We start from the raw sequence: 21,854 nt of genomic DNA on the forward strand, positions 1-21,854 counted from the left end.
GTGGGGATCAGGCTTGCTGGCGGTGCTGCTTTTCCAGCTTCTTCTTGATCCGGTCGCGCTTGAGCTGCGACAGGTAGTCGACGAACAGCTTGCCGTTGAGGTGATCGAATTCATGCTGCACGCACACCGCCAGCAGGCCTTCGCACTCCAGCTCGTATGGCTTGCCGTCGCGGTCCTGGGCCTTCACCCGCACACGCAGCGGGCGGTCGACGTTCTCGTAGAAGCCAGGTACCGACAGGCAGCCTTCCTGGTACTGGCCCATGTCGTGGGTCAGCTCTTCGACCGTGGGGTTGATGAAGACGCGCGGCTCGCTGCGGTCTTCACTGAGGTCCATGACCACGACCTGCTGGTGCACGTTGACCTGGGTGGCGGCCAGGCCGATGCCAGGGGCTTCGTACATGGTTTCAAACATGTCGTCGATCAGCTGACGCAGGGCGTCGTCGAACACCGTCACCGGCTTGGCGATGGTGCGCAGGCGCGGGTCCGGGAATTCGAGAATGTTCAAGATGGCCATAAGGTCAGGCAGTCACTGTGCGTTCGGTTGAAAACTGAGCACACATAATAAAGGGAAACGAGGATTTCAGCACCTGTGAAAGCTCGTCTAGGGTTTTCAGGGCCAGCTTATTGCCCATTCGATGGACAGGTTGTCAAAGCGTTATCAACAAAGTTATCCACAGTTTGTGCCACGTCGATGGCCCCGTTTCGATCAAGGATGATCCCCATGCAGACCTACCATTCGTCGCCTCTTCCGCCTGCCGAACTGGAGGCCCGATTACGCCTGCACCGGCTGCCGGAGACGGGATTGCGTCGCTTTAACACCTTGCTTGAGGCTTTTGGCAGTGCCTCTTCGGCACTGTGTGCACCCGCCGGCGCCTGGCGCGCATTGGGCATACCCCAGGCCACCATCGATGCCTGGCGCAGTGCCGAAGTTCGCGAGGGTGCACTGGCCGCAATGGCCTGGCTAGAGCGCCCTAGCCAGCATTTACTGATGTGGGATGGCCCTGGCTACCCGCCACTATTGGCGGAAATCGACGATGCCCCTCCACTGCTTTTCGTCGCTGGCAACCCGGCCTTGCTCGAGCGCCCACAGCTGGCAATTGTGGGCAGCAGGCGTGCTTCACCCCCAGCACTCGACACTGCTGCGGCATTTTCCCGCTACCTGGCGCAGGCCGGTTTCACCATTACTAGCGGCTTGGCCGTGGGCATCGACGGTGCCGCTCATCGGGCCGCATTGCAGGCTGGCGGGGGCACGATTGGCGTGCTCGGTACGGGGTTGCAAAAACTTTATCCACAGCGCCACAAATCGCTTGCGCAAGCGATGATCGACAACGGTAGCGCGCTGGTTTCCGAGTACCCGTTGGATGCCGGGCCGCTACCTGGCAACTTCCCGCGGCGCAATCGCATCATCAGTGGCCTGTCGCTGGGCGTGCTGGTGGTCGAGGCAAGCCTGGCCAGTGGTTCGCTGATCACCGCACGCCTGGCTGCCGAGCAAGGCCGCGAGGTGTATGCCATACCGGGCTCCATCCACCACCCCGGGGCCAAAGGCTGCCACCAGTTGATCCGTGACGGCGCGCTGCTGGTGGAGAGCGTGGAGCAGATACTGGAAAGCCTGCAGGGCTGGCAGAACCTGCCGCCTGCGGTTGTGGATAAATTCGACCATCCCCTGCTCGCCCTGCTGCACGCTGCGCCACAAACCAGCGAAAGCCTGGCCCACTGCAGCGAGCTGCCGCTGGCCGACGTGCTGGCGCAGCTGACCGAACTGGAGCTGGAAGGCCGGGTCAGCAATGAAGCCGGGCGTTGGTTTGCCCGCGCGGGCTAAGTACACTGCTCACAAGCAAGGTATATAGGCGGAGTAACAGAAATGGTGAGCAGTTTTCGTGTGCAACAAGCCGCACGTGAGATCCGGGCGGGCGCAGTGATCGCCTATCCGACAGAAGCGGTCTGGGGCCTGGGCTGCGACCCGTGGAACGAGGACGCGGTGTATCGCCTGCTGGCGCTGAAGTCGCGGCCTGTGGATAAAGGCCTGATCCTGGTAGCCGACAACATCCGCCAGTTCGACTTCTTGTTTGAGGATTTCCCCGAAGACTGGATCGACCGCATGGGCAGCACCTGGCCGGGGCCGAACACCTGGCTGGTGCCGCACCAGGACCTGTTGCCCGAATGGGTTACCGGGCAACATGACACCGTGGCACTGCGGGTCAGTGACCACCCGGTGGTACGTGAGCTGTGTGCTTTGGTGGGGCCGTTGATTTCCACTTCGTGCAACCCGGGCGGGCGCCCGGCGGCTAAGACCCGGTTGCGGGTGGAGCAGTACTTCCATGGTCAGCTGGATCTGGTGCTGGGGGGGGCGTTGGGTGGACGGAAGAACCCGAGTGTGATCCGTGACCTGGTGACTGGCGAAGTCGTTCGTCCGGGCTGATATCGCTGGCGAGGGCTTTGCCCTCGATCGCCGGCAAGCCAGCTCCCACAGGTACTGCACATGACTTGAAATCGGCGCGGTTGGTGTGGGAGCTGGCTTGCCGGCGATTGGGCCGCAAAGCGGCCCCGGATCCCCGCAGATTTTTCTGATTTTGTCTCGAATGGCTGTCCAGCTTGCGGCTTGGGAAATATCCTACAAGCCGCGTCCCCTGCCATCACCTTCTCAGTGGGAACCAGTGCCTCTAGGCTTCATCCGTCGCTGAATACCTTGGCGATCGGGTGTGGTAGCCCGGATGCATTTTTTCCATGGCAGTCTATGGCGGCTGTGCGTGGGAGGCTTTCGAGCCTGCCTGGATTGGAAAATGCCCGGGTCTACCACCTCGCGTACAGTTGCCACCCATTCACGTGGTAGTGATTGGTGGCGGCAATGAGGAGCATTTTCCAATGATCAAGAAAATAGTCCCCAATCCACCACTACCCTGCACCTCCACCCGCCCCTTCGGCCGCTGCGATGCCGGCCACGACCCCCTATTCACCGTAAACCCGAACATTTCCGCCGAGGACGCCTTGGTTCATGTAGCTCTGTATCTGCGAGGCGCCTACGAAACGGGCTCGAAAGCCCTTGAGTATCTGCGCGAAGAAGGCCGTGGCATGTATTGGTCGAGCCTGCATTCCATTGAATTGGCAGAGGGATTGGTGGAGGCGATTCTCGATGGTATCGAGTCGATACCAACCACCCGTCTTCCACAGGCATAGCGCCCTGTTCAAGGCCGACGCAGTACCTGTGGGAGCGGGCGCGCCCGCGAACACCGGCGCAGCCGGTGCCATGCACCGCGGTGCTTGCTTCGCGGGCATGCCCGCTCCCACAGGGATAGCGCTGTATTCAACGCCGACGCAGTACCTGTGGGAGTGAACTCAAGGAAGCAGAATTGTGGAACCCACAGTCCGCCGAGCCGACAGCTCCGCCTGTGCCTTGGCCGCCTCACTCAGCGGATACCGCTGCTGGATATCCACAACCAGCTTGCCGCTACCAATCATCGCAAACAGGTCATCGGCCATGGCCTGGGTATTCTCGGCATTGTTGGCATAGGTCGCCAACGTGGGCCGGGTCACATACAGCGAACCCTTCTGCGCCAGAATTCCCAGGTTCACCCCGCTCACAGCCCCCGAGGCATTGCCAAAGCTCACCATCAACCCGCGCGGCTGCAGGCAATCCAGCGAGGTCAGCCAGGTGTCGGCACCCACACCGTCATACACCACCGGGCATTTCTTGCCGTCGGTCAGCTCCAGCACCCGCTTGGCCACGTCTTCACGGCTGTAGTCGATGGTCGCCCAAGCCCCCAGCGCCTTGGCCCGCTCGGCCTTCTCGGCAGAACTCACGGTACCGATCAGCTTGGCGCCCAAGGCCTTGGCCCACTGGCACGCCAACGAACCCACACCACCAGCTGCTGCGTGGAACAGGATCACGTCACCCGCCTTCACCTCATAGGTCTGCTTCAGCAGGTACTGCACGGTCAAACCCTTGAGCATCACCGCCGCTGCCTGCTCGAAGCTGATGTTGTCGGGCAGCTTCACCAAGTTGGCTTCCGGCAGCGTATGCACCTCGCTGTACGCGCCCAACGGGCCGCCGGCATGGGCCACGCGGTCACCCACTTTCAGCCGGGTCACGCCCTCGCCCACGGCCTCGACCACGCCAGCCGCTTCAGTGCCCAGCCCTGAAGGCAGGGATGGCGGTGCATACAGCCCGCTGCGGAAGTAGGTATCGATGAAGTTCAGGCCGATCGCATGGTTACGTACACGCACCTGCTGTGGCCCTGGCGGGGCTGGTTCGAATTCCACAAACTGCAGCACTTCCGGGCCGCCATGCTGGCTGAACTGGATACGCTTGGCCATCTCGCACTCCTGTCGTATGGGTCGGGAAAGACCTTCTATCGGACGCCTTTGCTTGATCGCCGTCAACTGCGGCGCGCGGGCTGGGGGTGGTATGCTACGCGGCGAATTCTTCCCTGCCCGTTCCTGGTGACCCGATGACTAGCCGCACCGAGGCCGTGAAAGCCTACCTGCTCGACCTGCAAGACCGCATCTGCTCTGCCCTCGAAACAGAAGACGGCGGCGCCCGCTTCGTCGAGGACGCATGGGTGCGCGAAGCCGGTGGCGGGGGCCGCACGCGGGTGATCGGCGATGGCAAGGTGATCGAAAAAGGCGGGGTCAACTTCTCCCACGTGTTCGGCGCCGGTCTGCCGCCGTCGGCCAGTGCTCACCGCCCCGAGCTGGCGGGCCGTGGCTTCGAGGCCTTGGGCGTGTCGCTGGTGATCCACCCGCACAACCCGCATGTGCCCACTTCCCACGCCAACGTGCGCTTCTTCATCGCCGAAAAGGAAGGTGAAGAGGCTGTCTGGTGGTTCGGCGGCGGCTTCGACCTGACTCCGTACTACGGCAATGAAGAAGACTGCATCCACTGGCACCGTGTGGCCGAGCAGGCCTGCGCGCCGTTCGGCGCCGACGTGTACCCGCGCTACAAGGCCTGGTGCGACCGCTACTTCCACCTCAAGCATCGTGGCGAGCCACGCGGCATTGGTGGGTTGTTCTTCGATGACCTGAACGAGTGGGACTTCGACACCTGCTTCGCCTTCATCCGCGCCATCGGCGACGCCTACGTCAACGCCTACCTGCCGATCATCCAGCGCCGCAAGGACACCCCTTACACCCCGCAGCAGCGCGAGTTCCAGGAATACCGCCGTGGCCGCTACGTGGAGTTCAACCTGGTCTACGACCGTGGCACCCTGTTCGGCCTGCAGTCCGGTGGCCGCACCGAGTCCATCCTCATGTCGTTGCCGCCGCAGGTGCGCTGGGGCTACGACTGGAAGGCCGCGCCCGGCAGTGAAGAAGCGCGCTTGACCGAGTACTTCCTGCAGGACCGCGACTGGCTCGGCCAGTAAGCCTGTGGACAATCAAGGAGCCGTCATGGACCAGTACGTCGTTTTTGGTAACCCCATCGGCCACAGCAAGTCGCCGCTGATCCATCGCCTGTTCGCCGAACAGACCGGCCAGGACCTGGAATACGCCACCCTGCTGGCGCCGCTGGACGAGTTCAGTGACTGCGCGCGCGGCTTCTTCAAGCAAGGCCGCGGTGGCAACGTCACCGTGCCGTTCAAGGAAGAGGCCTTCCGCCTGTGCGACAGCCTGACCCCGCGTGCCCGGCGCGCTGGCGCGGTGAACACGCTGAGCAAGCTGGCCGATGGCAGCCTGCAGGGCGACAACACCGATGGCGCTGGCCTGGTGCGCGACCTGACGGTGAATGCCGGGGTCGAGCTGGCGGGCAAACGCATTCTGATCCTGGGTGCTGGTGGCGCGGTACGTGGCGTGCTGGAGCCGATCCTGGCGCACAAGCCGCAGTCGCTGGTGATTGCCAACCGGACCGTGGAAAAGGCCGAGCAGCTGGCGCGTGAATTCGATGAGCTGGGGCCGGTGGTGGCCAGCGGGTTTGCCTGGTTGCAGGAACCGGTGGATGTGATCATCAATGCCACCTCGGCGAGCCTGGCCGGTGAGTTGCCGCCGATCGCCGACAGCCTGGTCGAGGCGGGGCGCACGGTTTGCTACGACATGATGTATGGCAAGGAGCCTACGCCGTTTTGCCAGTGGGCCGAGAAGCTGGGGGCGGCCAAGGTGCTGGATGGGCTGGGGATGCTGGCTGAGCAGGCGGCTGAGGCGTTCTTTATCTGGCGTGGGGTGCGGCCGGATACGGCGCCAGTGTTGGCTGAGTTGCGCCGGCAGCTGGCTCGCGGCTGAGATTGTCGGGGCCGCTTTGCGGCCCATCGCGACACAAGGCCGCTCCTACAGGGGACCGCGTCAGCAGGCATTGCGCGGTCGGTGTAGGAGCGGCCTTGCGTCGCGATGGGCTGCGCAGCAGCCCCAAAAATCTCAACCCAACATCACTCTTCAAACCGGATCGGACAAAGCTCCACCCCTTCCAGCTTCTGCAATTCCTCGATCACCTGCGGCCTGGCCCGGTGCAGGGTCAGACTCCCCCCCGCCCGCCGCAACCGCCGCGCCTCGCGGTGCAACATATCCACACCCGAGTAATCAATGAAGTTCACCTGCCGGGCATCGATAACAACATGCGGCCCCTGGCAGCGCTGCAAGCGCACCTGCAGGTAATGCGCCGCGCCAAAGAAGATCGACCCGCCCACCCGCAGCACATCTGCCTCCCCTTCACGGCTCTGCTGCACCCGTGGCCGCGAGGTGCGCTTCAGATAGAAGAACAGCGACGCCAGTACTCCGGCATAGATCGCTGTCTGCAGCTCCAGCAACAAGGTCGCTGCCGCCGTCAGCGCCATTACCAGGAACTCCGAGCGGCTGACCCGGAACAGCGCACGAATCCCCCGGTGGTCCACCAACCCCCAGCAGATCAGCAGGATGCTGCCGGCCATGGCCGGAATCGGCAGGTGCGCGATCAGCCCGGCTCCGGCAACGGCGAACACGGCCACCCACAGCGCCGAGAATACCCCGGCCATGGGCGAGCGGGCGCCGGCGTCGTAGCTCAGCCCGGAGCGGGTGAAGGAGCCGGAAGACAGGTAACCGGAGAAAAACGCACCGACGATGTTCGACAGGCCCTGTGCGCGTATTTCCTGGTCTGCGTCGATCAACTGCTCCGAACGTGCCGATAACGAGCGGGCGATCGACAGGCTCGTGACCAGCCCGAGCATGCCCACTGCCACGGCGCTGGGCAGCAGGCGCAGGATCAGTTCCACATCCAGCAAGGGCAGCGGGCTGAAGGGCGGCAGCTGGCCGGTGAATGCGGGCACACGCGGCACATGGCCAAAGAACCTGGGCAGCAGCCAGGCCAGCAGGCTTACCAAAATCAGGCTTATCAACAGGCTGGGCCAGCGTGGGCGCCAGAGCTTGAAGCCTACGCCGATCACCACTGTGGCCAGGCCCAGAATCAAGGAAGGCAGGTCGACCTCGCCGGCATGGCTGGCCAGGTCCTGCACGGTCTTCAGCGCCGTGGCCTGGCTTGGCAGGTCCATGCCCAGCAGGTTGGGCAACTGGCCCAGGGCAATGACGACAGCGGCGCCCAGGGTGAAGCCGAGCACCACGGAATGGGAGACGAAATTGACCAGTGCGCCGAAGCGCAAAAGCCCCAGCAGTAACTGAAAGATGCCGCCGAGGAACGTCAGCAGCAGCACCAGGGTGACATAGTCGGCGCTGCCGGCCACGGCCAGCGGGCTGATGCTGGCGTAGAGGACGATGGAGATGGCAGCGGTCGGGCCGCAGATCAGGTGCCAGGAAGAGCCCCACAGGCAGGCGATCAGCACTGGCACGATGGCGGCGTACAGCCCGTATTCGGCCGGCAGGCCGGCGATCAGGGCATAGGCGATGGATTGCGGCAGGGCGAGGATTGCACCGCTCAGGCCCACCAGCAGGTCCTGGCGCAGGCTGCGGCCCGATTGGCGGGGGAGCCATGAGAGGAAGGGCAGCAGGTGAGTGAGGCGATGCATGGGTTATCCACATTCCTTACTGTTTCGCCAATCCCTGTGGGGAGCGGGCATGCCCGCGAAGAAGCCGCCGCGGTGGATGGCACCGGCTTCGCCGGTGTGCGCGGGCATGCCCGCTCCCACAGGGATAGAGGTTTTGCTTGTGAGGTTACAGTTTGGCTTTGACGGCCTCCAGCGCATTGCCATCGGCCTTGGTCGTCACCCCGGCCAACCACCCTTCCAGCAACTCGGGGTGCGCCTTCAGCCAAGCCTTGGCCGCATCATCGAAGCTGATCTTCTTGTCCACAACTTCGGCCATGATGGTGTTTTCCATGTCCAGCGTGAACTTCAGGTTGCCCAGCAGCTTGGCCGCATTCGGGCAGGCTTGTGGATAACCCTTGCGGGTCAGGGTATACACCTCGCCCTTGCTGCCAAACCACTTCTCCCCGCCGCTCAGGTAATGCATCTTCAGCTTCACGTTCATCGGGTGCGGGGTCCAGCCGAGGAAGGTGATGAACTGTTGTTTCTTCACCGCCCGGTCGACCTGTGCCAGCATCGCCTGCTCGCTGGACTCCACCAGTTTCCACTGGCCGAGGTTGAATTCATTCTTGTCGATGATTTCCTTCAACGACAGGTTGGCCGGTGCCCCGGAACCAATCCCGTACAGCTTCTTGTCGAACTGGTCGGCGTGCTTCTGCAAGTCGGCGAAATCCTTCACTCCGGCATTCCACACATAGTCGGGCACTGCCAAGGTGAACTCGGTTCCTTCCAGATTGCGCGAAAGCTGCTGCACATCGCCATTTGCGATGAACTTGTCATGAAAGCCCTGCTGCGCCGGCATCCAGTTACCGAGGAAGGCATCGACGCGGCCATCCTTGAGGCCGCCGTAGATGATCGGAACGGCCAGGCTGTCGATTTTCACCTGGTAACCCAGGCTTTCCAGAAGCACGCGGGCCAAGGCGTTGGTCGTTGCGATGTCGCTCCAGCCGGGGTCGGCCATCTTCACGGTGGTGCATTGCGCGTCGCTGTCGGCGGCGTGGGCCGTGGCGGTACCCAGGCTCAGGGCCAGGGCGAACACGGCGGCGGAGAACTTGTGCATGGCGGCCTCTCTTCTCAATCCAGGGGGGCGGGCTGTGGATAACGTGCCTTGCGCTCGAGGTCGTCGAGATCGATGTGGTTGCGCATGTACTGTTGGCTGGCGTCCACCAGCGGTTGGTGGTCCCAGCTTTTCAGCTTGCCGACGGCCAGCGCCTCGGCCACCAGGCGGCGGCGCCGCTGGCTGGCCAGAACCTGCTGGCGCAGGCTGGGGATATCCCAACGCTGCTGTGCTTCATCGACAAATGCCTGCAGCAGCGCCTGGTGTTCCGGGCTGCCGGTTAGGTTCTCCCGCTCGTGCGGGTCGCGGCTCAGGTCATAGAGTAGGCATGGGTCGTCTTCGCTGTACACGAACTTGTACGGCCCGCGGCGGATCATCATCAGCGGGCCGACGGTGCCTTCGGCCATGTACTCGCCGATCACTTCGTCATGGCCGCCCTGCCCTTGCAGATGGCCGACCAGCGAGCGGCCATCCAGATGCAGGTGGTTATCCACAGCACCACCGGCCAGCTCGACCAGGGTCGGCAGCAGGTCGCAGGTAGACACCGAAGCGCTGACCCTGGCTGGCGCGAAGTGCTTCGGCGCGTGCACCAGCAGAGGCACCCGCGCCGACATCTCGAACCAGTGCATCTTGTACCAGAGGCCGCGCTCGCCGAGCATGTCACCGTGGTCGCCGGAGAACACGATCAGGGTGTCGTCAGCCAGGTTGCATTCCTCCAGGGTCTGCAGCAGCAGGCCGATGTTGTCGTCGATATAGCTGCAGGCGCCGAAGTAGGCACGGCGGGCGTCACGGATCTTGTCCACAGGCAGCGGCTTGTTCCACAGGTCGTAGACCTTCAGCAGGCGTTGCGAGTGCGGGTCGAGCTCTGCCTGGCCCAGTTCGGCGCGGGGCATGGGGATATCCACACCCTCGTAGCGATCCCAATAGCGCCTGGGGATGGTGTATGGGTCGTGCGGGTGGGTCATCGACACGGTCAGGCAGAATGGCCGGCCATCGTTTTCGCGCACATGGTCGTACAGGTACTGGCGCGCCTTGAATACCACTTCTTCGTCGAAATCCAGCTGGTTGGTGCGCACGCACGGGCCGGCCTGCAGCACCGAGGACATGTTGTGATACCAGCTCGGGCGCACGTCCGGCTCATCCCAGTTCACCGCCCAGCCGTAGTCGGCCGGGTAGATATCGCTGGTCAGGCGTTCTTCGTAGCCATGCAGCTGGTCCGGCCCGCAGAAGTGCATCTTGCCCGACAGCGCGGTGCGGTAACCCAGACGGCGCAGGTAATGGGCATAGGTCGGTACATCGGCAGGGAAGTCGGCGGCATTGTCGTAGGCACCGATGCGGCTGGGCAGCTGGCCGCTGACCAGAGTGAAGCGCGACGGTGCGCACAACGGGCTGTTGCAGTAAGCCGAGTCGAAAACCACCGCCTGTTCGGCAAGGCGGCTCAGGTGCGGCATCTGGATCGGCGAAGAGGCGTAGATCGGCAGCAAGGGCGCGGCCATCTGGTCTGCCATGATGAACAGGATATTCGGGCGCGTCATGGTGGCTTCCATCGTTGAGGGTTATGCGAACCGCTTGCCTATCAAGATGCGACTGTGGATAACATGGGTAAAGCCCATGGCGGGCAATGACTGGGATTAGCCCTGCTTATGTTTGACCACCTTGCCAAATTGTCGCTGGATACACTGCGCGTGTTCGAGGCTGCCGCACGGTTGCGTGGCTTTACCGCTGCGGCACTGGAGCTGGGCACCACGCAGCCAGCGGTGAGCCAGCAAGTCAAACGGCTGGAGGCACAGCTGGGCACGCGCCTGTTCGACCGCATTTACCGGGGTATCGAACTGACCGAGGCTGGCCAGGTGCTGTTCGAACAGGTGCATCAGGGCCTGCAGGCCATGGAGGACGGCATCGCCCAGGCCAGTGGGCGTGGCCAGAGGGAAGTGCTGCAGGTGGCTACCGACTTCGCCTTTGCGGCGTTCTGGCTGATGCCACGGCTGCAGCGCTTTCACGAGGCTTATCCACAGGTAGATGTAAGCCTGGTGACCGGTGAGCGCAGCCAGGGCATGTTGCGACCGGACATCGATGTGGCGGTGCTGTTTGGCGACGGGCGTTTTCACCAGGGCGAGAGCCGCTGGCTATTCGATGAGGAGGTTTTCCCGGTGTGCAGCCCCCGGCTGATTCATGGCAAACCCTTGTCAGCCGTGGCTTTGCAACGATTGCCCTTGCTGCACTTGAAGGGCGAGCAGGCTAGCCGTTGGTTTGACTGGGCGGGGGTGTTTCGCGGGTTTGGTGTGGCCAGCCCGCCACCGGCCGGGCAGTTGAGGTTTGATAACTATACGTTGCTGATCCAGGCGGCGATTGCCGGGCAAGGGGTGGCGATTGGCTGGGGGCACCTGGTGGATGGGCTGGTGGAGCAAGGGTTGCTATGCCGGCCGTTGGAGGGGAGTTTGCGCTCGGCGCGCGGGTATTACGCGGTGCTGCCACCACGCAAGCGGCGTGGGGCGTTGATCGAGCGGTTTGTGGATTGGCTGGAGCGCGAGCGCAGCCTGTGACATCCCCGGGGCCGCTTTGCGGCCCATCGCCGGCAAGCCAGCTCCCACAGGTGCTGTACAAGCCTGGAGCATGGCGCCGTCCCTGTGGGAGCTGGCTTGCCGGCGATGGGCTGCACAGCAGCCCCGGCAATCTAGACCACGAAGTTCAGATGCTCGCCCCGGTGCAAATCCAGCTCCAGCATATCCACCATCCCTGCCGCGACCCTGGCCAGGTGCCGCAACGGCTCGGCCAACCCCGGCTCCAGCGTACCTTCAGTGCTGCGAAAATGCTCCATCCCCAACCCGGCCAGTTCCTGCGGGGCATTGATCAGCGTCCAGTGCAAGGCACTGCGCTGTAACCCGTCCACCACCTGGTCCACACACTCCCGCTCCGCCTCGCTGTACTTGCCCGGCTCATCCAGCACATCGAAATCGCCCACCAGCAACAGCCGGCGTATAGTCGTACGCTTCAGCCCCGCCACCAGCGCCTCGCTCATGCGGGCTTGCCTGGGCAGATCGCCCGGCGCCAGCGTCGACAACAGGGCAATTACTGCCGACCCGCCTGCCGCGCCCTGCTCCGCCTGGTCGGCATTGCCCAGCCCGCCTATCTTGAAATGCAGGCCGGGGCGCGGCGCATGGCGATTAAGGTCGTCGACCACGGCGGTGACTTCGTGCTGGCGCGACAGCAGCTCTACCATCAGGGCGTTGCCCAGGCTGCTTTCTGGCCCGAACAGGACTAGTTTGAACACTGGGGTTTCGGCGTTTTTCACTGCATCACTCCCTTTGCAGGTGGTGATGTTTGGACCGCAATCAGGAGTTATCGTGCAGAGGATCAAGGGTTACCACGCCCACGTTTACTACGACGCAGCGACCATGGACCAGGCCCGTGAGCTGTGTGAGGAAGCGGCGCGGCTGTTTCCCGTGACCATGGGGCGCATGCACCAGAAACCGGTGGGGCCGCACCCGGACTGGAGCTGCCAGCTGGCCTTCGAGCCGGAGTTTGTGGGGGTGGTGCTGCCGTGGTTGGCGCTGTATCGGAAGGGGTTGGTGGTGTTCATGCACCCGCTGACCGGTGATGAGCTGGCGGACCACCGTGACCATGCGATCTGGATGGGGGCGGTGCGGCCGCTGGATCTGTCGATTTTCGGGGGATAGGCCTCTATAGCCTGTGCTGGCCTCTTCGCGGGCAAGCCCGCTCCTACAGGTCCTCCACAGCTTTCAGCATCTGTGTTGTCCCTGTGGGAGCGGGCGTGCCCGCGAAGCAGGCGACGCGGTTTAACGGCGGGCGCCGCGCACCCCTTCAGCCAGTGCCGAGCACAGGCTCAATACATCGTTGACTGCCTGCTCGGCACTCTTGGCCTGGGCAATCTTGTCGACCAGTGCCGAGCCCACCACCACGCCGTCCGACAGACGGGCAATGGCCGCAGCCTGCTCCGGCGTACGAATACCGAAACCAACGCTGATTGGCAGATCGGTATGCCGACGCAGGCGGGCAATGGCTTCGGTCACGTGCTCGGTGGTCGCCGAGCCGGCGCCGGTCACACCGGCCACCGACACGTAGTAGACGAACCCGGAGCTGCGCTCCAGCACGCGCAGCAGGCGCGCGTCGTCGGTGGTCGGGGTAGTCAGGCGGATAAAGTCGATACCCGCTGCCTGGGCCGGGGTTGCCAGTTCGGCGTCGTGCTCTGGCGGCAGGTCGACGATGATCAGGCCATCTACACCCGCTTGCTTGGCTTCGGCCACGAACTTTTCCACGCCAAAGCGGTGGATCGGGTTGTAGTAGCCCATCAACACGATCGGTGTAGTCTGGTTATCCACACGGAATTCGCGAACCATCTGCAGGGTCTTGGCCAGGGTCTGGCCGGCTTCCAGGGCACGCAGGGTGGCCAGCTGGATGGCCACGCCGTCGGCCATCGGGTCGGTGAACGGCATGCCCAGTTCGATCACGTCGGCACCGGCTGCCGGTAGGCCCTTGAGGATCTGCAGCGAGGCGTCATAGCCTGGGTCGCCCGCGGTGACAAAGGTGACCAGTGCCGAGCGGCCTTCGGCCTTCAGCTCGGCGAAGCGTTTTTCAAGACGGCTCATGCCTGTTTCTCCTGGGCGGCCATGTGGTTCATGACGGTTTGCATGTCTTTGTCGCCGCGGCCCGACAGGCACACGACCATCAGGTGGTCCTTGGGCAGCTTCGGTGCGCGCTTGATCGCCTCGGCCAAGGCGTGGGAGCTTTCCAGGGCCGGGATGATGCCTTCCAGGCGGCAGGTGGCGTGGAATGCATCCAGCGCTTCGTCGTCGGTGATGCTGACGTACTCGACACGCTTCACTTCGTGCAGGTAGGCGTGCTCCGGGCCGATGCCCGGGTAGTCCAGGCCGGCGGAAATCGAGTGGGCGTCGGTGATCTGACCGTCTTCGTCCTGCAGCAGGTAGGTGCGGTTGCCGTGCAGCACGCCCGGTACGCCGCCGTTCAGGCTGGCGGCGTGCTTGTCGGTGTGCACACCGTGGCCACCGGCTTCGACGCCGATGATCTGCACGCTTGGCTCTTCGAGAAACTCATGGAACAGGCCCATGGCGTTGGAGCCACCACCGACGCAGGCAACCAGGCTGTCTGGCAGGCGCCCTTCCTTCTCTTGCAACTGGGCGCGGGTTTCCTTGCCGATGATCGACTGGAAGTCGCGGACCATGGCCGGGTACGGGTGCGGGCCGGCCACGGTGCCGATCAGGTAGAAGGTGTCTTCGACGTTAGTGACCCAGTCGCGCAGGGCCTCGTTCATGGCGTCCTTCAGGGTGCCGGTGCCGGCAGTGACCGGGACGATTTCGGCGCCAAGCAGCTTCATGCGGAACACGTTGGCCTGCTGGCGCTCGATGTCGGTGGCGCCCATGTAGATCACGCAAGGCAGGCCGAAGCGGGCAGCGACGGTGGCGGTGGCCACGCCGTGCATGCCGGCGCCGGTTTCTGCGATCAGGCGCTTCTTGCCCATGCGCTTGGCCAGCAGCACCTGGCCGATGCAGTTGTTCACCTTGTGCGCGCCGGTGTGGTTGAGCTCTTCACGCTTGAAGAAGATCTTGGCGCCGCCGCAGTGCTCGGTCAGGCGCTCGGCGAAGTACAGCGGGTTGGGGCGGCCGATGTAGTCGCGCTGGAAGTAGGCCAGCTCTTCGAGGAACTTGGGGTCTGCCTTGGCCGCTTCGTATTCGCGGGCCAGGTCCAGCACCAGTGGCATCAGGGTTTCGGCCACGTAGCGGCCGCCGAACGAGCCGAACAGGCCATTGGCGTCGGGGCCGGGGCGGTATTGGGACTGGGTCATGGGGGCGCTCCAGGGCGTAATGAATGAGTGATGGGCTTTACTCTAACCACGGCAAGCCCAGCTGAAAACCGATAAGATTGCGCAAACTTGTCAGAAAAACTCACAGGTAAAATGGCCCACGATCTCCCTCCCCTCAACGCCCTTCGGGCTTTCGAGGCTACCGCACGGCTCAACAGCGTCAGCCAGGCGGCCGAAGCGCTGCACGTCACCCATGGCGCCGTCAGCCGGCAGATCAAGGTACTTGAAGAGCACCTGGGCGTCGCGCTGTTCGTGAAGGACGGGCGTGGCATCAAACTCACAGATGCCGGCGTACGTCTGCGCGATGCAAGTGGCGAAGCTTTCGATCGCCTGCGCAGCGTGTGCGCCGAGCTCAGCCACAACGTCAGCGAGGCGCCGTTCGTGCTGGGCTGCTCGGGCAGCCTGCTGGCGCGCTGGTTCATCCCGCGATTGGGGCGGCTGCAGGCGGATTTACCTGAACTGCGTCTGCATCTTTCGGCCGGTGAAGGTGACCTGGACCCACGGCGGCCAGGGTTGGATGCGCTGCTGGTTTACGCCGAGCCGCCGTGGCCGACGGACATGCAGGTGCATGTACTGGCCGAGGAGCGCATCGGGCCGGTGCTTAGCCCGCATTTCGCCGGTTTCGAGCGCTTGCATGGCGCGCCGGCCAAGGCCTTGCTGGACGAAGCCTTGCTGCACACCACCTCGCGCCCGCAGGCTTGGCCGACCTGGGCGCTGGAACAGGGTTTGGAGCCGGCGGCCCTCCACTATGGCCAGGCCTTCGAGCACCTGTATTACCTGCTGGAAGCTGCCGTGGCCGGGCTGGGTGTGGCGATTGCGCCGCAGCCGCTGGTCGCTGACGACCTGCGAGCTGGCCGTTTGAGTGCGCCGTGGGGCTTTTCACCTACCCCTGCGGCATTGGCGCTGTGGGTGCCCAGGCGCGCCGCGGACGGGCGCGCCGAGCAGTTGGCGCAGTGGCTAAGGGCGGAACTGGCGCGACAGGGCGCTTAGTTGCGTTTGCACATCAGGTATGCCGCCAGCAAGCCTAGCGCGCCAATGGCAACGCCGGCAGTTGTGTACGGGTGTTCCTGGGCATAGTCGCGGGTGGCGATGCCGGTCTGGCGGGTGCGGTGCTTCACTTCCTCGTAGGCATCGCTCAACAGGTGGCGCGAATGACGCAGGGCACTCTCGGCGTTGCTGCGGATTGCCTTCACCGATTTCTGGGACTCCTCCGACGCATCATGCTTGAGGTTTTCCAGGCTTTTCAGAAGGCTCTCGATCTCCGCTTCCATGCTTTCCAGGGACGTTCTACGCAGCGAATTGCGGTGCATGTTGACTCTCCTTTGCAGTATGGACTGTAAGGATTGCGACCTTGGGTCCGCGGGAAAGTGCGATCGAACTTTCGTCAATGGTGACCGCTCGCAGGTAAACCAGGCCTGCGCTGCTAGGCTCAATCTCACCATCATCCGAGGAGAGCGCTCATGACCGATCATCACACCTACAAGAAGATCGAGCTGGTGGGGTCTTCGACCACCAGCATCGAAGAGGCGATCAACAATGCCCTGGCCGAAGCCGGCAAGAGCATAAAGCACCTGGAGTGGTTCGAAGTGATAGATACCCGTGGCCATATCCGTGATAACAAGGCGGCGCACTTCCAGGTCACGCTGAAGGTCGGCTTCCGTATCGCCAATAGCTGAAACACTGCCGGGCTGGATGAGCCCGGCATGATGGGGTATTTAGGGAGGGGGCGCCTTGGCGGGCGCCTTTTCTGATTTCATCTGCACAAGGAAAGCGAGTGATGAACAAACTGATTCTGGTGCTGGGCCTGATGACGCTGGCCGGTGGTGCGCTGGCGGCGGGCAAGCCGTGCGAGGAGCTCAAGGCAGAGATTGCGGCCAAGCTGGATGCCAAGGGGGTCACCGGCTACAAGCTGGAGATCGTCGACAAGGGCGACCCGGCCGGCAAGGTGATTGGCAGCTGCGAGGCTGGTACCAAGGAGATTGTGTACCGCCGCGGCTAATATGCTGGCCTCTTCGCGGGCTCGCCCGCTCCCACAGGCATATCACAGGCTTGAGAGCGACGCTGTACCTGTGGGAGCGGGCAAGCCTGCGAAGAAGATCACGCGGTCTTGAGAGCCTGCGCCATCAGTTCATAGGACCGAATCCGGTCCGCATGCTCATACAAATCACAGGTGAAGATCAGCTCATCTGCCCCGGTCTGCTCCAGCAGTACTTCCACCTTGGCCCGCACCTTCTGCGGGCTGCCAATCATCGCCAGGCCGAGGAAGCTACCCACCGCGTCCCGTTCATGGGGCAGCCACAGCCCATCCATGCTTTCCACAGGCGGCTTCTGCATCAGGCTCTGCCCGCGAATCAGCGCGAGGATGCGCTGGTACACCGACGTGGCCAGGTACTCGGCCTTTTCGTCGGTTTCCGCCACCACCATGGGGATGCCCAACATCACATACGGCTTGTCCAATGTGGTCGAGGGCTTGAAGTGGTTGCGGTACACGCGGATCGCCTCGTGCATGTAGCGCGGCGCAAAGTGCGAGGCGAAGGCGTAGGGCATGCCGCGCATGCCGGCCAGTTGAGCGCTGAACAGGCTGGAGCCGAGGAGCCACATCGGCACCTCGGTATCGTGCCCTGGCACGGCGATCACTTTTTGATCATCGGTACGCGGGCCGAGGTAGCGTGACAGTTCCTCGACATCGTTCGGGAAGTCATCCGGGCCGCCGGCGCGGTCGCGGCGCAGGGCGTAGGCGGTCATCTGGTCGGAACCTGGCGCGCGGCCCAACCCCAGGTCGATGCGCCCCGGGTACAGGCTGGCCAGGGTGCCGAACTGCTCGGCGATTACCAGCGGTGCATGGTTGGGCAGCATGACCCCGCCAGAGCCCACGCGAATGCTCGAGGTGCCCCCGGCCAAGTAGCCGATCAGCACCGAAGTCGCCGAACTGGCGATGCCGTCCATGTTGTGGTGCTCGGCTACCCAGAAGCGGTTGTAGCCAAAGCGCTCGACGTGCTGCGCCAGGTCCAGCGAGTTGCGCAGCGACTGCGCCGGGCCGGCGTCGGCACGTACCGGCACCAGGTCGAGGGTGGAAATCTTCAGGTCACGCAGCTGCGTCATGGAGCCTCCGCAAAGGTGTTTGGCCCACAGGCCTTTTCAACTCTGTATGGGCACATTCGACGGATTCAATGCTTGCCGTGCGATTGCTCTGAACTTGCCGTAGGCGGCTGACCTCTGAAGCCATAAGCATGTAACCCGAGACCAGGAGGCATCATGAAAAAGACAGCATCGGCGATCTGGCAAGGTGGCCTGAAGGACGGCAAAGGCCTGCTTTCTACCGAAAGTGGCGCGCTCAAGCAGAACCCCTACGGCTTCAACACCCGTTTCGAGGGCTCGCCCGGGACCAACCCGGAGGAGCTGATTGGTGCGGCGCATGCCGGCTGTTTCTCGATGGCGCTGTCGATGATGCTGGGCGAAGCGGGGTTCACTCCGGACAGGATCGACACCGCTGCCGAAGTGACACTCGACAAGCAAGCTGATGGCTTTGCCATTACCGCGGTGCATCTGGTACTGAGGGCCAAGGTACCCGGTGCAAGTGAAGCGCAGTTCTTGCAGATCGCCGACAAGGCCAAGGCTGGGTGCCCGGTGTCCAAGGTGTTGAACGCGAAGATCAGCCTGGATGCGGCGCTGGTGGGTTGAAGCAGTGCAATGAGGGCGGTTTGCTGTAGTCTAAACAGCGTCGGCAGCACGCTGCCCTTTCAGGAGCCGTTTCATGATTCGCGTAGCAATCGCCGTGTTGGCTTCCCTGGTCGCCACATCTGCGCTGGCGGCGGTCAAGCCGTGCGAGGAACTCAAAGCCGAGATCGAGGCCAAGATCCAGGCCCAGGGGGTTTCGTCCTATACCCTGGAGATCGTGCCCAACAGCGAGGTCAAGGACCAGAACATGGTCGTCGGGACCTGCGATGGCGGGACCAAGAAGATCATTTATCAGAAGAATGATCGGTAGGTTCAGAATTTTGGGGGCCGCTTTGCGGCCCTATCGCGACACAAGGCCGCTCCTACAGGGATCGCGTATCTCCTGTAGGAGCAGCCTTGCGCTGCGAATGGGCTGCAAAGCAGCCCCAGGTCAAGGAATGCAGAACACCTCGCTAGGCTCGTTCACCACCACCTTGCGGCTGCCGTCATACAGCAGCACCTGCGGTTCCATCACCGGCGCCCGTGCCTCCAGGCGATAGCGTTCACCGGCCTTGAAGTTGTCAAAGCGAACAGTCAGGTAACAGGTACGATCTCGGGGCTGGGTCATGAGGCCGCCCCCATATATCTCGTAATCGAAGCGCACTACCAGTTCGTGCTTGCCCGGCGTCACCTGAAAGTAACGGCCATCTTCCAGGCGCTTGCCGTCGAGGCGGTCGGCCATGATCACCCTGCCGGGAGTCATGGTGTACAGATCGACCCAGGCCTGCTTGGGGTCGACGGGCGGCAAGGGGCTGGCGCATGCCCCCAGTGCACTGAGGGCGATCAGCATCATGGGCTGGCGCATGGCAAGACTCCCACTTGCGACTTATAGGCTACAAGCATAGCGCCGTTTGTGCGTTTCAGGTGCGCTGGCAGCCTGCAGGCGAGCCCTGGCCAACCAGCTTTTGCTGACGGTCATAGAGTTTGATCCAGGGGCGGAAGCCGATGCTGCCAGCCTGCAACTGGTAGCGCTGGCCGGCACTGAAATCCTTGAAGGTCAGCTTGACCTGGCAATCCCGCCACAAAGGCTCCTCGACCGGGCCGATATTGCTGGGGGTAACCGGAAACTGGTAGCGCACGGTCAGCTCGTGGCTGCCGGGCTGTACTTCGAAGTAACGGCTATCGGCCCAGTCGCGTTCATCTACCTGCACAGCGTGCAGCGAGGTGTTGTCGTAGGGCGTGAGGTCGATCCAGGCCTGGTTCGGGTCCGGGTCTGGCAAGGTCGAACAGGCGGATATCAGCAGCAATGAGCCGGTGACCAACAGTGCACGCATGGCGAAACGCCCCCTTGGCGAGATAGTCTTGGAGTGAATCGGCCTTGAGCGAGTCAGACAGTTCCGGATGCTTCGACTTATTCTTATGCAGCGCTCAGGCCCTGGGCCACTCGACCTTGTTTTCACCCGTTTGGTTCCCCTGCTGGCGGTGCTCCTGCTGAACGGTTGTAGCAGCGCCGCCTACTATGGGCAGTTGGCCGAGGGCCAGTGGCAGCTGCTACGCGCACGGCAGCCGGTGGAGCAGGTATTGGCCAATCCGGCCACTTCGGCGCAATTGCGCGCGCGCCTGGAACACGCCAGGCAGGCGCGGGTATTTGCCAGCCAGCAGCTGAAGCTGCCGGACAACCGCAGCTACCGGGTGTATGCCGACATTGGCAGGCCCTATGTGGTGTGGAATGTGTTCGCTACCCCCGAGCTGTCGTTGCAGCCAGTGACGCACTGCTTCCCGATTGCGGGGTGTGTGGCCTATCGCGGTTATTATCAGCAAGGCGCGGCACGTGGGGCGGCGGCGTTGATGCGCCAGGACGGCATGGATGTGTACGTGGGCGGCGTGGAGGCCTATTCGACTCTGGGCTGGTTCGACGACCCTATCCTGTCGTCGATGGTGGGCTGGAGCGACGAGCGCCTGGCCACGCTGATCTTCCATGAACTGGCCCACCAGCGCTTCTATGTGCAGGACGACACCGAGTTCAACGAGTCGTTTGCCTCCTTCGTCGAGCAGGAAGGCACGCGGCAATGGCGTGTGGCGCGGGGCCTGGCTGCCTCTGGCGGGGAGCAGGGGCAGCAGCGTGAGCAATTCATCCGTTTGGTGCTGGCCAGCCGCGAGCGGTTGCAGGCGATTTATGCCGGGCCTCTGGATGATGTGCAGAAGCGGGCGGCCAAGCAGGCAGAGTTCGAGCTACTTAGGCGGGAATACCGGCAGGTGCGTGATGCCCAGTGGGGTGGTGACAAGCGTTATGACGCCTGGATGTATGGGCCGATGAGCAATGCCAAGTTGCTGCCGTTCGGGCTGTATGACCAGTGGGTACCTGCGTTTGCGGCGGTGTTCCGTGAGGTGGGAGGGGACTGGGCGCGGTTTTATCAGCGGGTCGAGCAGTTTGGGCGGTTGCCGATTGAAGAGCGGAAGGCGGCGTTGCGGCGGTTGATGGTCAGCCGGTGAGATTTTGGGGCCGCGTTGCGGCCCATCGCCGGCAAGCCATCTCCCACCCCGACCGCATTGACCTCAGGCCATGTGCTACCCCTGTGGGAGCTGGCTTGCCGGCGATGGGCTGCAAAGCAGCCCCAATGGCTATCAAGCCTTGAGAAATGCCTGATGCATCTCGGCCAAGGTAGCAAAGTGGTAGGCCGGCTCTTCGGCCATCAACTCTTCCTGGCTACCAAACCCGTACCCCACCGCCACCGCCTGCAAGCCATTGCTGCGCGCACCGATCAGGTCATGCTTGCGGTCGCCGATCATCAGCGTCTGCGCCGGGTCCAGCCCTTCTTCCTCAAGCAGGTGACGAATCAGCTCGACCTTGTTGGTGCGTGTGCCATCCAGTTCACTGCCATAGATCACCTTGAAGTGGTGGTCGAAGGCGAAGTGCCGGGCGATTTCACGGGCGAACTTCCACGGCTTGGAGGTGGCGATGTACAGTGTGCGACCCTGCCCGTTCAGGGCCTCGAGCAGCTCCGGCACACCTTCGAACACCAGATTTTCGTACAGGCCGGTGACGCTGAAGCGTTCCCGATAGAAGTTCACCGCATCCCAGGCCTTGGCTTCGTCAAAGCTGTAGAACTGCATGAAGGCCTGCAGCAGGGGTGGGCCGATGAAGTGCTCGAGGCGGGTAAGGTCCGGCTCGTCGATGCCCAGTTTGGCCAGGGCATACTGGATCGAGCGGGTGATGCCCTGGCGTGGGTCGGTCAGGGTGCCGTCGAGGTCGAAGAGGATGTTTTGCTGGTGCATTTGCGGGTTCCACTTGAGTGCTGCGTGGCCTTCCTCGCGGGCTTGCCCGCTCCCACAGGTACGGCACTGGCCTTGAAGGCTTCGCTAGACCTGT

26 protein-coding genes are annotated in these 21,854 nt (G+C 63.2%); 13 read left to right on the forward strand and 13 right to left on the reverse strand.

All coding sequences use genetic code 11. The annotated features are described in order from the left end of the window. Positions 1 to 7 precede the first annotated feature (7 nt). Positions 8 to 514 (reverse strand): peptide deformylase, encoded by a 507-nt coding sequence (def, locus tag AC2T3R_RS00115; RefSeq protein WP_003260000.1) that lies wholly within the window; start codon positions 512 to 514, stop codon positions 8 to 10. A 207-nt stretch (positions 515 to 721) separates the two neighbouring features. Between def and dprA the strand changes: the two genes are divergently transcribed. From dprA to AC2T3R_RS00130, 3 genes are all read left to right on the forward strand, one after another. Beyond that, complete coding sequence (gene dprA / locus AC2T3R_RS00120) at positions 722 to 1,819, forward strand: DNA-processing protein DprA (protein ID WP_486744470.1); 1,098 nt, start codon at positions 722 to 724, stop codon at positions 1,817 to 1,819. A gap of 42 nt (positions 1,820 to 1,861) precedes the next feature. Further along, positions 1,862 to 2,419 (forward strand): L-threonylcarbamoyladenylate synthase type 1 TsaC, encoded by a 558-nt coding sequence (tsaC, locus tag AC2T3R_RS00125; protein ID WP_024087945.1) that lies wholly within the window; start codon positions 1,862 to 1,864, stop codon positions 2,417 to 2,419. A 443-nt stretch (positions 2,420 to 2,862) separates the two neighbouring features. After that, positions 2,863 to 3,174: a hypothetical protein gene (locus tag AC2T3R_RS00130; protein ID WP_486744471.1), complete on the forward strand. Its 312-nt coding sequence runs from the start codon at positions 2,863 to 2,865 to the stop codon at positions 3,172 to 3,174. Between the two features lie 159 nt (positions 3,175 to 3,333). Here the strand turns inward: AC2T3R_RS00130 and AC2T3R_RS00135 are convergent, their stop codons facing one another. After that, on the reverse strand, positions 3,334 to 4,311 hold the full coding sequence (locus tag AC2T3R_RS00135) for an NADPH:quinone reductase (protein WP_013970270.1): 978 nt from the start codon (positions 4,309 to 4,311) through the stop codon (positions 3,334 to 3,336). A 134-nt stretch (positions 4,312 to 4,445) separates the two neighbouring features. On the opposite strand from AC2T3R_RS00135, the gene hemF reads away from it, so the two are divergent. Next, a complete protein-coding gene (hemF, locus tag AC2T3R_RS00140; RefSeq protein WP_104833667.1) occupies positions 4,446 to 5,357 on the forward strand; it encodes an oxygen-dependent coproporphyrinogen oxidase in 912 nt (303 codons plus the stop codon). A gap of 25 nt (positions 5,358 to 5,382) precedes the next feature. After that, complete coding sequence (aroE, locus tag AC2T3R_RS00145; protein WP_085706005.1) at positions 5,383 to 6,207, forward strand: shikimate dehydrogenase; 825 nt, start codon at positions 5,383 to 5,385, stop codon at positions 6,205 to 6,207. A gap of 143 nt (positions 6,208 to 6,350) precedes the next feature. On the opposite strand, the gene AC2T3R_RS00150 is transcribed toward aroE, so the two are convergent. The 3 genes from AC2T3R_RS00150 to betC all read right to left on the reverse strand — a co-directional run bounded on the left by AC2T3R_RS00150 (position 6,351) and on the right by betC (position 10,523). Next, on the reverse strand, positions 6,351 to 7,916 hold the full coding sequence (locus AC2T3R_RS00150) for a SulP family inorganic anion transporter (RefSeq protein WP_410953106.1): 1,566 nt from the start codon (positions 7,914 to 7,916) through the stop codon (positions 6,351 to 6,353). Between the two features lie 145 nt (positions 7,917 to 8,061). After that, the gene (gene choX / locus AC2T3R_RS00155; protein ID WP_054572541.1) at positions 8,062 to 8,991 is read right to left on the reverse strand and encodes a choline ABC transporter substrate-binding protein; all 930 of its coding nucleotides are present in this window, start codon (positions 8,989 to 8,991) and stop codon (positions 8,062 to 8,064) included. 14 nt (positions 8,992 to 9,005) lie between these two features. Further along, entirely contained in the window at positions 9,006 to 10,523 is a 1,518-nt protein-coding gene (gene betC, locus AC2T3R_RS00160; protein ID WP_410953105.1) for a choline-sulfatase, read from the reverse strand. Positions 10,524 to 10,631: 108 nt separating this feature from the next. On the opposite strand from betC, the gene AC2T3R_RS00165 reads away from it, so the two are divergent. Then, complete coding sequence (locus AC2T3R_RS00165; protein ID WP_137137813.1) at positions 10,632 to 11,531, forward strand: choline sulfate utilization transcriptional regulator; 900 nt, start codon at positions 10,632 to 10,634, stop codon at positions 11,529 to 11,531. A 131-nt stretch (positions 11,532 to 11,662) separates the two neighbouring features. Here the strand turns inward: AC2T3R_RS00165 and AC2T3R_RS00170 are convergent, their stop codons facing one another. Next, positions 11,663 to 12,280, reverse strand: coding sequence for an NAD(P)-dependent oxidoreductase (locus tag AC2T3R_RS00170; RefSeq protein ID WP_410953104.1), 618 nt, complete (start codon positions 12,278 to 12,280; stop codon positions 11,663 to 11,665). 52 nt (positions 12,281 to 12,332) lie between these two features. Here AC2T3R_RS00170 and AC2T3R_RS00175 point away from each other — a divergent pair, with 52 nt between their 5' ends. Beyond that, positions 12,333 to 12,665: a DOPA 4,5-dioxygenase family protein gene (locus AC2T3R_RS00175; RefSeq protein WP_013970278.1), complete on the forward strand. Its 333-nt coding sequence runs from the start codon at positions 12,333 to 12,335 to the stop codon at positions 12,663 to 12,665. A 120-nt stretch (positions 12,666 to 12,785) separates the two neighbouring features. Here the strand turns inward: AC2T3R_RS00175 and trpA are convergent, their stop codons facing one another. Together trpA and trpB are read right to left on the reverse strand one after the other, a co-directional pair. Then, positions 12,786 to 13,595 carry a tryptophan synthase subunit alpha gene (gene trpA / locus AC2T3R_RS00180; RefSeq protein WP_486744472.1) on the reverse strand — a complete coding sequence of 270 codons (810 nt, stop codon included), beginning with the start codon at positions 13,593 to 13,595 and terminating at the stop codon, positions 12,786 to 12,788. Continuing rightward, positions 13,592 to 14,809 (reverse strand): tryptophan synthase subunit beta, encoded by a 1,218-nt coding sequence (gene trpB, locus AC2T3R_RS00185; protein ID WP_015268451.1) that lies wholly within the window; start codon positions 14,807 to 14,809, stop codon positions 13,592 to 13,594. Before trpB ends, trpA begins: the two co-directional genes overlap by 4 nt. Before the next feature lie 111 nt (positions 14,810 to 14,920). On the opposite strand from trpB, the gene AC2T3R_RS00190 reads away from it, so the two are divergent. Next, positions 14,921 to 15,817, forward strand: a complete 897-nt coding sequence (locus AC2T3R_RS00190) for a LysR family transcriptional regulator (RefSeq protein WP_061305054.1) — start codon at positions 14,921 to 14,923, stop codon at positions 15,815 to 15,817. Here AC2T3R_RS00190 and AC2T3R_RS00195 read toward each other — a convergent pair. Then, positions 15,814 to 16,137, reverse strand: coding sequence for an ElaB/YgaM/YqjD family protein (locus tag AC2T3R_RS00195; protein ID WP_003261039.1), 324 nt, complete (start codon positions 16,135 to 16,137; stop codon positions 15,814 to 15,816). The genes AC2T3R_RS00190 and AC2T3R_RS00195 overlap by 4 nt on opposite strands. 150 nt (positions 16,138 to 16,287) lie before the next feature. Here AC2T3R_RS00195 and AC2T3R_RS00200 point away from each other — a divergent pair, with 150 nt between their 5' ends. Together AC2T3R_RS00200 and AC2T3R_RS00205 are read left to right on the forward strand one after the other, a co-directional pair. Further along, the gene (locus tag AC2T3R_RS00200; protein ID WP_013970282.1) at positions 16,288 to 16,503 is read left to right on the forward strand and encodes a dodecin; all 216 of its coding nucleotides are present in this window, start codon (positions 16,288 to 16,290) and stop codon (positions 16,501 to 16,503) included. A gap of 101 nt (positions 16,504 to 16,604) precedes the next feature. After that, positions 16,605 to 16,826 carry a DUF1161 domain-containing protein gene (locus tag AC2T3R_RS00205; protein ID WP_410953102.1) on the forward strand — a complete coding sequence of 74 codons (222 nt, stop codon included), beginning with the start codon at positions 16,605 to 16,607 and terminating at the stop codon, positions 16,824 to 16,826. Positions 16,827 to 16,924: 98 nt separating this feature from the next. On the opposite strand, the gene AC2T3R_RS00210 is transcribed toward AC2T3R_RS00205, so the two are convergent. Then, positions 16,925 to 17,929, reverse strand: a complete 1,005-nt coding sequence (locus AC2T3R_RS00210; RefSeq protein WP_486744473.1) for an LLM class flavin-dependent oxidoreductase — start codon at positions 17,927 to 17,929, stop codon at positions 16,925 to 16,927. Between the two features lie 153 nt (positions 17,930 to 18,082). Between AC2T3R_RS00210 and AC2T3R_RS00215 the strand changes: the two genes are divergently transcribed. Both AC2T3R_RS00215 and AC2T3R_RS00220 read left to right on the forward strand, forming a co-directional pair. Further along, on the forward strand, positions 18,083 to 18,508 hold the full coding sequence (locus tag AC2T3R_RS00215; RefSeq protein ID WP_013970285.1) for an OsmC family protein: 426 nt from the start codon (positions 18,083 to 18,085) through the stop codon (positions 18,506 to 18,508). Between the two features lie 73 nt (positions 18,509 to 18,581). Next, positions 18,582 to 18,815 (forward strand): DUF1161 domain-containing protein, encoded by a 234-nt coding sequence (locus AC2T3R_RS00220; protein WP_020191563.1) that lies wholly within the window; start codon positions 18,582 to 18,584, stop codon positions 18,813 to 18,815. 120 nt (positions 18,816 to 18,935) lie between these two features. Here AC2T3R_RS00220 and AC2T3R_RS00225 read toward each other — a convergent pair whose 3' ends face one another. Further along, positions 18,936 to 19,349 carry a PA0061/PA0062 family lipoprotein gene (locus AC2T3R_RS00225; protein WP_013970286.1) on the reverse strand — a complete coding sequence of 138 codons (414 nt, stop codon included), beginning with the start codon at positions 19,347 to 19,349 and terminating at the stop codon, positions 18,936 to 18,938. Positions 19,350 to 19,404: 55 nt separating this feature from the next. Further along, entirely contained in the window at positions 19,405 to 19,818 is a 414-nt protein-coding gene (locus AC2T3R_RS00230) for a PA0061/PA0062 family lipoprotein (RefSeq protein ID WP_013970287.1), read from the reverse strand. Positions 19,819 to 19,903: 85 nt separating this feature from the next. Here AC2T3R_RS00230 and AC2T3R_RS00235 point away from each other — a divergent pair, with 85 nt between their 5' ends. After that, positions 19,904 to 20,977 carry an aminopeptidase gene (locus tag AC2T3R_RS00235; RefSeq protein WP_410953099.1) on the forward strand — a complete coding sequence of 358 codons (1,074 nt, stop codon included), beginning with the start codon at positions 19,904 to 19,906 and terminating at the stop codon, positions 20,975 to 20,977. Positions 20,978 to 21,109: 132 nt separating this feature from the next. On the opposite strand, the gene AC2T3R_RS00240 is transcribed toward AC2T3R_RS00235, so the two are convergent. Next, positions 21,110 to 21,760 carry an HAD family hydrolase gene (locus tag AC2T3R_RS00240; protein ID WP_367394382.1) on the reverse strand — a complete coding sequence of 217 codons (651 nt, stop codon included), beginning with the start codon at positions 21,758 to 21,760 and terminating at the stop codon, positions 21,110 to 21,112. Between the last annotated feature and the right edge of the window lie 94 nt (positions 21,761 to 21,854).

It is taken from the genome of Pseudomonas sp. PVC-5-1, assembly GCF_057444345.1.